Raw genomic sequence first — 17,005 nt, 5'->3', positions numbered from 1 at the left:
AGGAGACAGCACTGCCATGCCCGCAACCCTGAGCACCCAGGCCACCACGGCGCTCACGCCTGACCTCATCGGCTCCCAGGCAGTGCTGACGCCGGACGCCGTAGCCGTCATCGACGGCGTCCGGCGGCTCACCTACCGGGAACTGGACATCCGCTCCGCGCAGCTCGCCGGCCTCCTCCGGGAGCGGGGCGCCGGCCCGGGCACACACGTCGGTGTGCTGCTCGGCCGGAGCCTCGACCTGATCGTCGGGCTCCTCGGAGTCTGGCGTGCCGGCGCCGCCTACCTGCCGCTCGACCCGGCCCACCCGCAGGACCGGATCGACCAGATCATCACCGCCTCCGGCTGCGCGCTCGTGCTCTGCGACGCCGACGGCGCCGCCACGGTCCTCGCGGCCGGCGCCCAGCCGGTCGACCAGACCGCCCTCGCCGCCGACCTGGCCACCCGGCCGGTCACCGCGCCGCGGATCCCGGTCAGCGCCGACGACGTCGCCTACGTCGAGCACACCTCCGGCTCGACCGGCGTGCCCAAGGGCGTCGTGGTCACCCACGGCGGCCTGGCCAACCTGCTCGACTGGGCGGTCCGCGACGTCGGTGTCACCGCGGCCGACCGGGTCCTCCAGCGCACCTCGCTCGTCTACGACGCGCACGCCTTCGAGATCTTCACGCCGCTGGTGTGCGGCGGCACCCTCGTGCTCGCCCCCGACACCGCCCCGGCCACCCTGCTGACCACCATCGCCGACCACGGCGTCACCGTCATGCAGGTCGTCCCGTCGATCCTGCACACCCTGGTCGAGGAGGACGGCTGGGCGGGCTGCGGCACGCTGCGGCTCGTCGTCTCCGGTGGCGAACAACTGCACGCCGAACCGGTCCAGCGCCTGCTCGGCCTCGCCGACGTCGAGGTCTGGAACGTCTACGGCCCCACCGAGACCACCATCAACTCGCTCGCCACCCGCGTCGACCCGGCCCAGCGGTCCGGGCCGATCCCGATCGGGCGGCCCCTTCCGCGTACCCGGGTGCAGGTCGTCGACGAGCGCGGCCGGGTCGTCGGCGTCGGCGTCCCCGGTGAGCTGCTGATCGGCGGCGCCGGGCTGGCCCGCGGCTACCTCGGCCGCCCCGACCTGACCGCCGAGAAGTTCGTGCCCGACCCGCTGGCCAAGGACGGCGGCCGGGTCTACCGGACCGGCGACGGCGTCCGCTGGCGTGCCGACGGGCAGCTGGAATACCTGGGCCGCCTCGACGACCAGGTCAAAGTCAACGGGGTACGCCTGGAGCCGGCCGAGATCGAGGCGGCCCTCGCCACCCACCCGGACGTCGTGGCCGCGGCCGTCACCACCTACCGGCTCGCCGACGGCGCCGCCCGGCTCGCCGGATACGTCGTCCCGCGTACCGGCGCCGGACCGGACCTGGACGCACTCCTGCGGGCCCACCTGCTGGACCGGCTGCCGCAGTCGCACGTGCCCGGCCGGTTCCTGCACCTCGACGCGCTCCCGCAGGTGGCCAGCGGCAAGGTCGACCGCCGCGCGCTGCCGCACCCCGACGAGACCGGAACCGATCAGGCGGTCACCGGGGCCGCGCCGTCCACCGCCGCCGAGCTGGTCGTCCAGCGCGCCTGGCGGGAACTGCTCGGCGACCGGGAACTGACCGTCGAGGACGACTTCTTCAAGCTCGGCGGCACCTCGCTGCAACTCACCAAACTGCTCTCCGACCTGCGTACGCGGACCGGCGCCGACCTCAACCTGCGCGCCCTGCTCTACGCGCCCACCCTGCGGGCCCAGGCCCGGCTGCTGGACGGCGCCCGGGCCGGATCGGTGATCCCCCGCGCCGACCGTACCGGTGGCCTGCCGCTGTCCAGCGGTCAGCGCCGCCTGTGGTTCATGGACCGGCTCAACCCGGCCAGCCCGGAATGGATGGCCGGCCTGCTGTTCCGGCTGCCCGAGGGCGCCGGCCGCGACCTCGCCGAGCGGGCCCTGAACATCCTGGTGGCCCGGCACGAGTCGCTGCGCACCGAATACCGCGAGGTGAACGGCGAGCCGCTCCAGTTCATCCGCCCCGAACTCGTCATCGCGGTCGGCGAGCGGCGCACCACCCCGGCGGACCTGCCGCAGCGGATCGCCGCCCTGCTCGGCCGCGGCATCGCCCTGAACGGCGACGAGCCGCTGCTGCGCGCCGAGGTGCTCGACGTCTCCGACGGCCGCCGCCTGCTGGCCGTCGCCATGCACCACATCACCACCGACGGCTGGTCGGCGGCCGTGCTGGAGCGCGAGTTCGCGCAGGTGGCCGCGGCGCTCGTGGCCGGGCGCACGCCGGAGCTGCCGGAGCTCGACATCCAATACGCCGACTTCGCCGCCTGGCAGCGGGACCGGCTCACCGACGAGGTCGTCGAGGCCGAACTCGGCCACTGGGCGAACGTCCTCGACGGCCTGGAGCCGCTCGCCCTGGTCACCGACCACCCGCGCCCGAAGATCCGCGACGGCAAGGGCTCGATCGTCGGCGTCACCGTGCCGCCCGCCCTGGTCCGCTCGCTGGACGACCTCGCCGCCGCCACCGGCGCCACCCGGTTCACCACGATCCTCGCCGTCTACGCGCTGGTCCTGGCCCGGTACAGCGGCCGGTGGGACATCCCGGTCGGCACCGTCGTCGCCGGCCGCGGCCGCACCGAGCTGGACGGCGTGGTCGGGTTCTTCCTCAACAACCTGGTGCTGCGCTGCCGCCTCGACCCGGAGGCGACGGTGACCGAGGCGGTGACCCGGCTCGCGGCCGTCACCCGGGACGCCTTCGCCCACCAGGAGCTGCCGTTCGACCTGCTGGTGGACCGGATCGTGCCCGAGCCCGACCTGTCCCGCACCCCGCTCTACCAGGCCGCCTTCGACCTGCACGGCGCCGACTTCAACGAGACCGTCGACGACGACCTGGACACCATCCGGCAGATGTGGCGGGTCACCCACACCGACCTGACGCTGCTGCTGCGCCCCTCCGCGGACGGTGGACTGGTCGGCGGCCTGGAGTACGCCACCAGTCTGTACGGCGCGGAGACGGCGGGACGCATCGCCCGTACCCTCGAAAACGCTCTTGCCGAAGTGGCCGTGCGGCCCACCGCCCCGCTGGCCGCGCTGCGCGCCGTGCCCGCGGGCGACGCCGCGGCCGGGGACCGGTGGCGCCGGGGCGCGCGGGCGATCGACGGCGCCGTCGTGCCGGCCCGGCTGGTCGAGCAGGCCACCCGTACGCCGCGGGCGATCGCGGTCCGCGGCGACGGCTTCACCCTCACCTTCGGCGAACTGCTCACCCGGGCGGGGGCGGTGGCCCGCTCGCTGAGGGACGCCGGAGTCCGCCGCGGCGACCGGGTCGGCGTGCTGATCGAGCGCGGACCGTGGCTGCACGCCGGGCTCCTCGGCGTGTGGCTGGCCGGGGCGGCCTACGTGCCGGTCGACCCGGACTTCCCGGTGACCCGGGCGCAGTCCATGCTGGACGGCGCGGCCGCGCTGGTCACCGACGCGTCCCGGGCCGGGGTGTTCGACGGCCCGGTGACCGTGGTCGACAGCCTGGTGCCGACGGTGTTCACCCCGGTCGAGGTCGACCCGGACGAGCTGGCCTACGTCATCTACACCTCCGGTTCGACCGGCCGGCCGAAGGGCGTCGCGGTCACCCACCGGGGCCTCGCCAACCACGTCGGCTGGGCGGTCCGGGACCTGGCGTCGGCCGGCGCCGGTGGTGGCGCCGTCTTCTCGTCGGTCGCCTTCGACCTGGTCGTCCCGAACGTGTGGGCGCCGCTGCTGGCCGGCCGGCCGGTCCACCTGTTGCCGCAGGACCTGGACCTGGCCGAGCTGGGATCGCGGCTCACCGCGGCGGGACCCTACGCCTTCCTCAAGTTGACCCCCGGACACCTCGAGGTGCTCTCCCACCAGCTCACCCCGGAGCAGGTCACCGACCTGGCCGGCGTGATCGTGGTGGCCGGTGAGGCGCTGCCCGGCGCCCTGGCCGGCCGGTACTCCCCGGCCGGCCGGCTGGTCAACGAGTACGGCCCGACCGAGGCGAGCGTCGGCACCTGCGTCTTCCCGGTGCCCGCCGACCCCGGTACCGGCGTGGTGCCGATCGGCGCCCCGCTGCCCGGCATGGTGATGCGGGTTCTCGACGAGCGGTTCCACCAGGTGCCGGTCGGCGGTGTCGGCGAACTGTTCGTCGGCGGCACCGGCGTGGCCCGGGGCTATGTGGACCGCCCCGGCATGACCGCCCAGAAGTTCGTGCCCGACCCGTACGGCCCGGCCGGCTCCCGCATGTACCGCTCGGGTGACGTGGCCCGCTGGCGCGGTGACGGGGTGGTCGAGTTCCTCGGCCGCTCCGACGACCAGGTCAAGATCCGTGGCTACCGGGTGGAGATCGGCGAGATCGAGGCGGTGCTGCGCGAGCACGCCGGTGTGGCCGACGCCCGCATCCTGGTCGACGACCGGGGCGAGACCACGCGGCTGGTGGCCTGCTGGGTGCCGGTCGGACCGGCCCCGGTCGCCGACGACATCCTGCGCGAGCACTGCGCCGGGATCCTGCCCGACTACATGGTGCCCACCGGGTTCCTCGCCATCGACGCCATCCCGCTCAACGCGAACGGCAAGGTGGACCGGGCGGCGCTGCCCGACCCGGCCCCGGCGGACGCGAACCGGGACGAGGAGCCGCTGTCCCCGGTCGCCGAGTACGTCCAGCAGCTCTGGCGGGAGAAGTGCGGGATCGCCGCCGGCCCCCGGGAGAGCTTCTTCCACGCCGGCGGCAACTCGATCATCGCGATCCGCCTGATCGCCGCCATCCAGGACGAGTTCGGCGTCACGCTGCCCGTCCGCGCCGTCTTCGAGGGCCCCACGATCGTCCAGATGGCGGAGCTCATCGAGAACCTGATCCGTGACGAGATCGACCAGATGTCCGACTCGGAGGTCGTCGCGGACCTCACCATGACCGAGGAGCCCCAGGCATGACCGCCCAGCAGTCCACCAGGAACGTCGCCGACCTCCGCGCGGAGTTGCTGCGCAAGCGGCTGGCCGGGCAGTCCGGCACGGCCCGCCGCGACACGATTCCGCGCGCCGGCCGCGACGGCGTACTGCCGCTCAGCCACGGCCAGCAGCAGATGTGGTTCCTCAGCCGGTTGGACCCGTCCAGCGTCGAGTACCTGGTTCCGCTGATGATGCGGCTGCGCGGCCGGCTCGACACCGACGCGCTGCGCCGGGCCTGGGAGCACGTCTGCGCCCGGCACGAGGTGCTGCGTACCCGGATCGAGCTGCGCGGTGTCGAGCCGGTGCAGGTCATCGACGCGCCCCGCCCGGTCGCCCTGCCCGAGATCGATCTGACCGGCCGGACCGAGGCCGACGTCGAGGCGTTCCTCCGCCGGGACCTCCAGGCGCCGTTCGACCTGGCCGCCGACTGGCCGGTCCGCGGCGCGCTGCTGCGGCTCGGCGACGACCACCACGTGCTGGCGGTCGTCTTCCACCACGTCGCCTGCGACGCCTGGTCGACCCGGATGTTCGGCGCCGAGCTGAGCGAGGCGTACAACGCGCTGCTTCACGGCGGGACGCCGGCGCTGCCCGAGCTGCCGGTGCAGTACGCCGACTTCGCCCAGTGGCAGGGCCGGGAACTGGCCGGCGAGCGTGGCGAGCGGGAACTCGCCTACTGGCGGGAGCGGCTGGCCGGACTGGAGCCGATCTCGCTGCCGATCGACCGGCCCCGCCCGCCGGTCCGTAGCCACGACGGCGCCGACGTGGTGTTCGACGTCCCGGCCGAGCTCGCCGACCTGGTCCGGGCGCGGGCCCGCGAGTTCGACACCACCACCTTCACCGTGCTGCTCAGCGCGTACCAGGCGATGCTGTCCCGGTTCAGCGGCACCGACGACGTCGCGGTCGGCACGGTGGTCTCCGGGCGCACCCACGCCGACCTCCAGCGGGTCTTCGGCTACTGCATCAACACGCTCGTCATGCGGGCCGAGTGCGACGGCTCCTTCGCCGAGTTGCTGCGCCGGGGCCGGAGCATGGTGCTGGACGGGTTCGACCACCACGCCGTGCCGTTCGCACGGCTGGTCGACGAGCTCCAGCCGGACCGCGACCAGTCCCGTACGCCGATCTTCCAGGCCGCGTTCACCCTGCACGAGTACCGCCTGGACGTGCTCCAGTTCGCCGGCCTGACCGCCGAGCCGTTCGGCGACGACGACGGCATCGCGAAGTACGACCTCACCCTCCAGATGCAGGAGCGCCCGGACGGCACGATCCACGGCCGCCTCCAGTACGCGACCGCGCTGTTCGACCCGGCCACCGCGTCCCGGCTGGCCGGCGCCTTCCAGCGGGTCCTGGCCGCCGCCGTCACCGACCCGGAGACCCGGCTGTCGCACATCGAGATCCTCAGCCCGGCCGAGCGGGCCGCCGTGGTGGTGCCGCCGGTCGAGGGTCCCGCGGTCCTGGCGACGGCGCACGAGTTCTTCGAGGCGCGGGCCGCGGAGAATCCGGACGCGATCGCCGTGGTGGCAGGGGAGACCCGTCTGACGTACGCGGAGGTCAACGCCCGGGCGAACCGTCTCGCCTGGCTGCTGCGCGACGCCGGGGTGGGGCCCGAGGACCTGGTCGGTGTGCACCTGGACCGTGGCGTGGATCTGATCCCCACCCTGCTGGGCGTGCTCAAGTCCGGCGCGGGCTACCTGCCGTTGGACCCGGCCAACCCGATGGAGCGTCTCGCCTACGTGCTGGAGGACGCCGGCGCGAAGATCGTGGTGACCTCGCCGGAGCTGGCGGAGGGACTGACCGAGGTGTTCGCCGGCCGGGTGACCACGCTCCCCGAGGACGGCTGGACGAACAACCCGCCCCGGAGTGCCACGCCGGAGAACGTGATCTACACGATCTACACCTCCGGGTCGACCGGTAAGCCGAAGGGCTGCATGCTCACGCACGCCAACGTGGTGCGCCTGATGGAGGTGTGCCGGACCGAGCTCGGCATCACGCCGGATGACGTGTGGTCGCTGGTGCATTCGTACGCGTTCGACTTCTCGGTGTTCGAGATGTGGGGTGCGTTGATGTACGGCGGCACGGTGGTGGTGGTTCCGCGGTCGGTGGCGCGGTCGCCGGAGGACTTCTTCCAGTTGCTGGTGGACGAGAAGGTCACCGTTTTGTCGCAGACGCCGACGGCGTTCCGGTCGTTGACCCCGTTCGCGGGTGACGAGCGCCTGTCGCTCAGGTCGGTGGTGTTCGGTGGCGAGAAGTTGGAGATCGCCGAGATCCAGCCGTGGGCCGGCACGGTGGCGCTGGTCAACATGTACGGCATCACCGAGACCACGGTCCACGTGACGGTGCACGAGTTGACTGAACGTGACTTGATCAACCCGTCGGTGAGCCCGGCGGGCGTGGCGCTGCCGGACCTGTCGGTGTACCTGCTGGACCAGGCTGGTCAGCCGGTCCCGATCGGTGTGCCCGGCGAGATCTATGTGGCCGGTCCGGGTGTGGCCCGGGGTTACCTGGGCCGTGCGTCGCTGACGGCGCAGCGGTTCGTGCCGGACCCGTTCGGCGAGCCCGGCACCCGCATGTACCGCAGCGGTGACCTGGCCCGCTGGACGACCGAGGGCAGGCTCGAATTCCTGGGCCGCGCCGACGACCAGGTCAAGATCCGCGGCTTCCGCATCGAGCTGGGTGAGGTCTCCGCCGCTCTCTCGGCCTGTGCGGGTGTCCGTGAGGCGGTCACCGTCCTGGCCGGCGACCGCCTGGTCGGCTACCTGGTCACCGAGGGCGACCTGGACCGGGCCGCCGTCCGCGAGGAACTGGCCCGCACCCTGCCCGACTACATGGTCCCGGCCGCCCTGGTCGAGATCGACGGCATCCCGCTCACCGCGAACGGCAAGCTGGACAAGCGGGCCCTGCCCGCCCCGGACGGCGCCCAGTTGCGGAGCGCGGGCGAGTACGTGGCGCCCCGCACCCCCGCCGAGGAGGCCGTCGCCGCGGTCTGGCGTGCCGTGCTCGGCGCCGACCGGGTCGGGGTCACCGACAGCTTCTTCGAGCTGGGCGGCGACTCGATGCGGGCGGTGGCGCTGGTCGGCGCGCTGCGCGAGGCCGGCTACCGGGTCAGCGTCCGGGACGTGTTCGAGCACCGTACGGTGGCCCGGCTGGTCGAGTTCGCCGGCGAGGCGAGCGCGGACGCCGCCTACCGGCCGGTGCGGCCGTTCGAGCTGATCGACGAGGCGGACCGGGCCCTGCTGCCGGACGGGATCGTCGACGCCTACCCGCTCGGCCAGAACCAACTCGGCATGGTCATCGAGATGCTGACCGACGACGGGCAGAACAACTACCACAACGTGTCGGCGTACTGGATCCACGACGACCAGCCGTTCGTGCCGGGCGCGTTCGCCGAGGCCGGGCGGATCGTGCTGGCCCGGCACGACGTCCTGCGCACCTCGATCGAGCTGACCGCGTACTCCCGCCCGATGCAGCTGGTGCACGCCCACGCCGAGATGACCACCGACGTCTGGGACTGCTCCGGGATGACCGCCGAGCAGGTGCGCACCGAGGTTCAGGAGTTCGGGGTACGCGAGCGGGCCAACCCGTTCGACATGAGCGTCCCGGGCCTGATGCGGTTCCACGCGCACACCACCACCGGACTCGGCGGCTGGTGGCTCTCACTGGTCGAGTGCCACCCGATCCTCGAGGGCTGGAGCTACCACTCGCTGCTCATGGAGTTCGTCACCACGTACCTGACGCTGCGGGCCGGGAACACCCCGGAGCAGGTGGCGGCGCCGCCGATCCGGTTCGCCGACGCGATCGCCGGTGAGCTGGCCGCCCTGGACTCGGAGGACGACCGCGCCTACTGGCGGGACCTGGTCCGCTCGCACGCCCCGCTGAGCCTGCCGGCGAGCTGGGGTGACCCGGAGGCGCCGGCGGCGGCCCCGTACAAGACCGGTTTCTCCTGGCGTGACCTGGAGTCCGGGCTGCGCGCGCTGGCCGCCGCGACCGACACCTCGATGAAGGCCGTCATGCTCGCCGCCCACCTCAAGGTGATGAGCCAGCTCACCGAGGAGGAGTCGTTCCACAGCGGGCTGGTCTGCGACGTCCGGCCCGAGGTGACCGGCGCCGACCGGGTGTACGGCATGTTCCTCAACACCCTTCCCTTCCCGTACGCCCGTGGCGCCCGCACCTGGGGTGACCTGGTCCGGGACGTGTTCGCGGCCGAGGTGGACCTGTGGGGCCACCGCCGCTTCCCGCTGCCGGCCGTGCTGCGCGAGTGGCAGGGCAGCGGCCGGATCATGGACGTCTACTTCAACTACCAGGACTTCCGTCAGCTCGACACCGAGGTGGTGGACGCGGCCTCGGGCATGGACGACAGCCCGACCGAGTTCCCGCTGACCGTCGCGTCCCGGGCCGGCTACCTGATCCTGACCGCCAACCGCCGCCACCTGACGACCGCCGCCGCCGACAACCTGGCCGCCATGTACCGGGCCGTGCTCCAGAGCATGGCGGCCGACGGCGCCCGCGGGGACGCGCAGACCGTCTACCTGTCACCGGCCGAGCGGGCCGCGCTGACCGCCCCGCCGGCGGTCCGGCCGGAGACCGACGTGCTCGCCCACGAGCTGTTCGAGGCGCGTGCCGCGGCGAACCCGGACGCGATCGCGGTGGTGGCGGGTGCCGTCGAGCTGACGTACGCCGAGGTCAACGCCCGTGCCAACCGTCTCGCGTGGCTGCTGCGCGACGCCGGGGTGGGCCCGGAGGACCTGGTCGGCGTGCACCTGGAACGCGGCGTGGACCTGGTCCCGACGCTGCTGGGTGTGCTCAAGTCGGGCGCCGGTTACCTGCCGCTGGACCCGGCCAACCCGCTGGAGCGCCTCGGCTACGTGCTGGCGGACGCGGGCGCGGAGATCGTCATCACCTCGCCCGAGCTGGCGCCCGGCCTGGCCGACGTGTTCGACGGGACGCTGGTCCTGCCGCCCGCCGAGGGCCGGACCGACAACCCGCCGCGGGTGTCCACCCCGGACGGCGTCATCTACACCATCTACACCTCCGGTTCGACCGGCCGTCCCAAGGGCGTGGTGCTCAGCCACCGCAACGTGACCCGGCTGCTCGACACCGCGCAGGAGCACTACTCCTTCACCGAGGCCGACGTGTGGTCGATGGCCCACTCGTACGCCTTCGACGTCTCCGTCTTCGAGATGTGGGGCGCGCTGGCGTTCGGCGGCCGCCTGGTCGTCGTACCCCGCTCGGTCGCCCGCTCGCCGGAGGACTTCCTCGACCTGCTGCTGAACCAGCGGGTCACCGTCCTGTCGCAGACGCCGACCGCGTTCCGGTCGGTCGTGACGGCGGCCGGCGAGGGCGACGAGCGGATCGACCGGCTCGCCCTGCGCGCGGTCGTCTTCGCCGGCGAGAAGCTGGAGGTGGCCGAGCTCAAGCCGTGGGTGGACCGGGTCGGCCTGGACCGGGTCGCGCTGGTCAACATGTACGGGATCACCGAGACCACGGTGCACACCACCTACCACCGGCTCGACGAGCTGGACATCGCCGACCCCGGCATGAACCGGGTCGGCGACCCGCTCGCCGACCTCGCCGTCTACCTGCTCGACGCGGCCGGGCACCCGGTGCCCTTCGGCGTCAGCGGCGAGATCTACGTGGCCGGCCCGGGTGTGGCCCGCGGCTACCTGGGCCGCCCGTCGCTGACCGCGCAGCGGTTCGTGCCGGACCCGTTCGGCCCGGCCGGCAGCCGCATGTACCGCAGCGGCGACCTGGCCCGCCGCCGCACCGACGGCACCCTGGAGTTCCTCGGCCGCGCCGACGACCAGGTGAAGATCCGCGGCTTCCGCATCGAGCTCGGCGAGATCAGCGCGGTCCTGGCCGCCTGCGACGGCGTCCGCGAGGCCGTCACCGTGCTGGTCGACGGCCGCCTTGTCGGCTACCTGGTCGGTCAGACTCCCGACCCGCGGGCTATCCGCGAGACCCTCGCCCGCACCCTGCCCGAGTACATGGTCCCGGCCGCGTTCGTCGAGATCGACGCGATCCCGCTGACCAACAACGGCAAACTCGACCGCCGCGCGCTTCCCGCGCCCGGCGAACAGACCTACGACAACGACCGGTACGTCGCCCCGCGCACGCCCGGCGAACAGCGGATGGCGGAGATCTGGGCGCACGCGCTCAAGCTGGAGCGGGTCGGCGTCGAGGACGACTTCTTCGAGCTGGGCGGCGACTCGATCCGGGCGGTCAGCCTGGTCGGCGCGCTCCAGGCGGCCGGCTTCGCGGTCGGCGTGCTGGACGTCTTCGAGCACACCACGGTGGCGGCGCTGTGCGCGTCGGCGACCGGCGACACCGTCCAACAACCCACCCCGGTACGCGCGGTGGCCCCGTTCGAGCTGATCAGCGACGAGGACCGGGCCCGGCTGCCGGAGGGGCTGGACGACGCCTACCCGCTGCTGCGCACGCAGACCGGCATGCTCGTCGAGACGCTCGCCTCCGGGGAGCGGGCCAACTACCACGACTTCACGTCGTTCCTGGTCCGCGACGACGCGCCGTTCGACGCCGGCCTGTTCCGCGAGGCGGTCACCCTGGTCGCGCGGCGGCACGACATCCTGCGTACGTCGGTGGACCTCACCGGCTACAGCGTGCCGATGCAGCTCGTGCACCACGACGTCACCATCCCGGTGGCCTGCCACGACCTGCGCGACGTCGACCCGGCCGAGCTGCGGGGGACGCTGGAGGCGTTCGCGGCCGCCGAGCGGGGCGACCCGTTCGACCTGTCGACGCCGCTGCCGCTGCTGCGGATCAACGTGCACGTGCAGACCGACGACTCGTGGCGGCTGTCGTTCACCAAGAGCCACGCGCTGCTGGAGGGCTGGAGCTACCACCAGCTGCTCAAGGAGCTGGTGGAGGCGCTGCGCGGGCTGCGCGACGGGACCGGGGTCGGCTACGACGCGCCGCCGGTGCGGTTCGCCGACACGGTCGCGGCCGAGCTGACCTCGCTCGCCTCGGACGCCGACCGCGACTTCTGGAACGGGCTGGTCGGCGAGTACGAGCCGCTGACCCTGCCGGAGGACTGGCACGGCGACCTGACCGTACCGGCCGAGCGGATCGACGGCGGGTTCTCCTTCGCGGACCTGGAGCCGGGCCTGCGTGAGCTGGCCGCCACGGCCGGCGTCCCGTTCAAGGCGGTGCTGCTCGGCGCCCACCTCAAGGTGCTGAGCCAGCTCACCGGCGCGGAACGGTTCTTCACCGGTCTGGTCGGGCACGTCCGGCCCGAGGTCCAGGGCTCCGAGCGGCTGATCGGCATGTACATCACCACGCTGCCGCACCCGTCCGCCCGCGACGCCGCCACCTGGGGCGACCTGGTGCGCCGGGTGTTCGACGACGAGGCGGCCGCCTGGCCGCACCGGAACTACCCGATGCCGGCGATCGCGTCGGCCGGGCAGCGCCTGATCGACACGTTCTTCAGCTACCTCGACTTCCACCTGCTCGACGACGGCGACGTGGTCGACGAGGGCAACGGCATCAACCGGACCGCCATGGAGTTCGGCCTGGCGGTGACCGCGATCGGCGGCGTCCTCGGCCTGCGCAGCAACACCCACCTGCTGTCCCGGGCGAACATCGACCGGATCGCCGGCATGTACCGGGCCGTCCTGGAGGGCATGGCCGCCGACGGTACGGGCGGGGACGCGCGGGCCACGTACCTGCCGCCGGCCGAGCGGGCCGCCGTGGTGGTCCCGCCGGTCGCCGGGCCGTCAGCAGACAGGCTGGCGCACGAGTTCTTCGAAGCTCGTGTGGCGGAGAACCCGGAAGCGCTGGCAGTGGTGGCGGGGGAGTCCCGCCTGACGTACGGCGAGGTCAATGCCCGCGCGAACCGTCTGGCGTGGCTGCTGCGTGACGCCGGGGTGGGCCCGGAGGACCTGGTCGGTGTGCACCTGGAGCGCGGCCCGGAGCTGATGCCGGCCCTGCTGGGTGTGCTCAAGTCCGGCGCCGGTTACCTGCCGCTGGACCCGGCCAACCCGATGGAGCGCCTGGGCTACGTGGTGCAGGACGCGGGAGCCGGGATCGTCGTGACGTCCCCCGAGCTGGCGCCGGGGTTGTCCGAAGTGTTCAACGGCAAGTTGATCATTCTGGACGACACGGAGGAAGGGCGGACCGACAACCCGCCGACGGTCGCCACGCCGGACAACGTGATCTACACGATCTACACCTCCGGCTCGACGGGCCGCCCGAAGGGCTGCATGCTCACCCACGCCAACGTGGTTCGCCTGATGGAGGTGTGCCGCACCGAGCTGGGCATCCGGAGCGACGACGTCTGGTCGATGGTGCACTCGTACGCCTTCGACTTCTCGGTCTTCGAGATGTGGGGCGCGCTGATGTACGGCGGCACGGTCGTGGTCGTGCCGCGCTCGGTCGCCCGCTCGCCGGAGGACTTCTTCCAGCTCCTAGCCGACGAGAAGGTCACCGTCCTCTCGCAGACCCCGACCGCGTTCCGGTCGCTGACCCCGTTCGCGGGTGACGAGCGGTTGTCGCTCCGGTCGGTGGTGTTCGGTGGCGAGAAGTTGGAGATCGCCGAGATCCAGCCGTGGGCCGGCAAGGTGGCGCTGGTCAACATGTACGGCATCACCGAGACCACGGTCCACGTGACCGTGCACGAGTTGACTGCACAAGACTTGATCAACCCGTCGGTGAGCCCGGCCGGTGTGGCCCTGCCGGACCTGTCGGTCTACCTGCTCGACCAGGCTGGTCAGCCGGTCCCGATCGGTGTGCCCGGCGAGATCTACGTCGCCGGTCCCGGTGTGGCCCGGGGTTACCTGGGCCGCCCGTCGCTGACCGCGCAGCGGTTCGTGCCGGACCCGTTCGGCGAGCCCGGCACCCGCATGTACCGCAGCGGTGACCTGGCTCGCTGGACGACCGAGGGCAGGCTCGAATTCCTGGGCCGGGCCGACGACCAGGTCAAGATCCGCGGCTTCCGCATCGAGCTGGGCGAGATCAGCGCGGCCCTGTCCGCCTGTGACGGCGTCCGTGAGGCGGTCACCGTCCTGGCCGACGGTCGCCTGGTCGGCTATCTGGTCCCGGCCGCCGGCCGCCCGGACACCCGGGCGATCCGCGAGACCATCTCCCGCACCCTGCCCGACTACATGGTCCCGGCCGCCCTGGTCGAGATCGACGCGATCCCGCTGACCACCAACGGCAAGCTGGACAAGCGGGCCCTGCCCGCCCCGGACGGCGGACAGCTCCCGGCCGCCACCGGCGTCGCCCCCCGCACCCCGCTGGAGCAGCAGCTCGCCCTGGTCTGGGCGCAGGTTCTGGACCTGCCGCAGGCCGGTGTCGAGGACTCGTTCTTCGACCTGGGCGGTGACTCGATCCGGGCGGTCAGCCTGGTCGGCGCGGTCCGGGCGGCCGGCCACGACATCTCGGTCACCGACGTGTTCGAACGGCGTACCGTCGCCGGGCTCGCCGAGCTGATCGGCAGCCGGACCGCGCCGGCCGAGCCGCACCGGGCCACCGCGCCGTTCGCGCTGATCAGCGAGGCGGACCGGCGGCTCGTGCCGGACGGGGTGGCGGACGCCTACCCGATGCTCCAGGCGCAGGCCGGCATGCTGTTCGAGCTGGAGGCCGGCGAGGTGGCGCACTACCACAGCACCGGCGGCTACAAGGTGATCGACGACGCGCCGTTCGACGTGGACGCGCTGCGGGCCGCGGTCCGGGCCGTCTGCGCCCGGCACGAGGCGCTGCGGACGTCGTTCGACCTGTCCACCTACTCGATTCCGCTCCAGCTGGTGCACGAACGGGCCGAGCCGCCGGTCGGCGTGGTCGACCTGCGCGGCCTGGACGACGCGGCGCTCCAGGCCGCGCTGAACGACTACGTCACCGGCGAGCAGTCCCGGCCGATCGACCCGGCCGCCGTCCCGCAGCTGCGGATCGGCGCCCTGGTGGCGGACGACGGCTGGTGGCTGGCGCTGTCCCGGTCCCACATGATCACCGAGGGCTGGAGTCAGCACGAGATGCTGATGGAGCTGGTCGACTGCTACCGGGCGCTGCGTGACGGCGCCACCCCGGCGCGGCCGGACGCCCTCGGGGTCCGGTTCGCCGACACGGTCGCCGCCGAGCTGGCCGCGCTGGAGTCCCCGGCGCACCGGGAGTTCTGGCAGGGCGTCGTCGACGACCGGATGCCGTTCCGCCTGCCCGCCTGGGGCGACACGACCGGGCCGGACGAGGCCTACCAGATCACGGTTCCGGCCATGGACCTGGAGGGGCCGCTGCGCGGGCTCGCCATGAGCTCCCGGACGTCGGTGAAGAGCGTGCTGCTCGCCGCCCACCTCAAGGTGCTCAGCCAGCTCACCAACGAGCCGGCCTTCCACGCCGGCCTGGTCTGCGACACCCGGCTGGAGGTGCTCGGCGCGGACCGGGTGCACGGCATGTTCCTCAACACCCTGCCCGTCCCGTACGACCGGTCGGCCGCCACCTGGCGGCAGCTGGTCCGCGCGGTGTTCGACGCCGAGGTGGCCATGTGGCCGCACCGCCGCTACCCGATGGCCGGGGTCTCCCGGCTGGCCGGCGGCACCGGGCGGCTCGTCGACGTCATCTTCAACTACCAGGACTTCCACAACCTGGACGGCGAACGGATCGACCTGGCGGCCGGCTTCGGCACCGGCACCAACGAGTTCGGGCTGACCGTCACCACCTCCAACGGCGGTCTCACCCTCAAGACCCGTACGTCGATCCTGTCCCGCGACCACGCCGACCGTCTCGCCTCGATGTACCGCCAGGTGCTGGAGGCGATGGCCGCCGACCCGGAGGGTGACGCCACCCGGGTGTTCCTGCCCGCCGCCGACGTCACCCGGATCGCCGGGTGGGAGCCGGCCGCCGAGGGCACGGTCACCGGGAAGCCGGTGCCGCTGGCCCTCGCCGAGCAGGCCGCCCGTACGCCGAGGGCGCTCGCCGTCCGCGGCAGCGGCTTCGAGGTGACCTTCGCCGACCTGCTGGGCCGGGCCGGCGCGGTCGCCGCGCGACTCCGGGAGGCGGGCGTGTCCCGTGGCGACCGGGTGGGTGTGCTGGTCGACCGGGGTCCGTGGCTGCACGCCGCGATGCTGGGTGTCTGGTTCGCCGGTGCCGCCTACGTGCCGGTCGACCCGGCCTTCCCGGCGGCTCGCGCGCTGTCCATGCTGGACGGCGCGGCCGCCCTGGTCACCGACGCGGACACCACGTTCGGCGGCCCGGTGGTCCGGGTCGAGGGCCTGGAGCCGGTGGCCTTCACCCCGGTCGAGGTCGACCCGGACGAGCTGGCCTACGTCATCTACACCTCCGGTTCGACCGGTAAGCCGAAGGGTGTCGCGGTCCCGCACCGGGGCCTCGCCAACCACGTCGGCTGGGCGGTCCGGGACCTGGCGGTGGCCGGCTCGGAGATCGGCGGCGGCACCGGTGGCGCGGTCTTCTCCTCGGTCGCCTTCGACCTGGTGGTGCCGAACGTGTGGGCGCCGCTGCTGGCGGGTCAGCCGGTCGAGATGCTGCCCCAGGACCTGGACTTGTCCGAACTGGGCGCACGCCTGCACTCGGCCGGACCGTTCGCCTTCCTCAAGCTCACCCCGGGCCACCTCGAGGTGCTCTCCCACCAGCTCACTCCGGAGCAGGTCACCGCCCTGGCGGGTGTCATGGTGGTCGCCGGCGAGGCGCTGCCCGGCGCGCTGGCGAGCCGCTACTCGCCGTCCGGCCGGATCGTGAACGAGTACGGCCCCACCGAGGCCAGCGTCGGCACCTGCATTCACCGGGTGCCCGCCGACCCGGGCACGGGCGTGGTGCCGATCGGCGCCCCGCTGCCCGGCATGGTGATGCGGGTTCTCGACGAGCGCCTCAACCAGGTGCCGGTCGGCGCCCTCGGTGAACTCTGCGTCGGCGGCACCGGTGTGGCGCAGGGCTATGTGGACCGTCCCGGCCTGACCGCCCAGCGGTTCGTGCCGGACCCGTACGGTCCGGCCGGCTCCCGGCTGTACCGGTCGGGTGACGTGGTCCGCTGGCGGGGTGACGGGGTGGTCGAGTACCTGGGCCGTTCCGACGACCAGG

At 73.0% G+C, this 17,005-nt stretch carries 2 protein-coding genes; both read left to right on the top strand.

The window, feature by feature from the left end; all coding sequences use genetic code 11:
• Window positions 1-16 precede the first annotated feature (16 nt).
• Window positions 17-4,957, top strand: coding sequence for a non-ribosomal peptide synthetase (locus J5X75_RS22630; RefSeq protein ID WP_208469498.1), 4,941 nt, complete (start codon window positions 17-19; stop codon window positions 4,955-4,957).
• The coding region (locus tag J5X75_RS22625) for a non-ribosomal peptide synthetase (protein WP_208469497.1) at window positions 4,954-17,005 on the top strand (12,052 nt) is incomplete at its 3' end. The genes J5X75_RS22630 and J5X75_RS22625, both read left to right, overlap by 4 nt.

The organism is Actinoplanes flavus (assembly GCF_017592555.1).
Taxonomy (GTDB): domain Bacteria; phylum Actinomycetota; class Actinomycetes; order Mycobacteriales; family Micromonosporaceae; genus Actinoplanes; species Actinoplanes flavus.
This window is presented reverse-complemented; position numbering and strand designations above follow the sequence as displayed.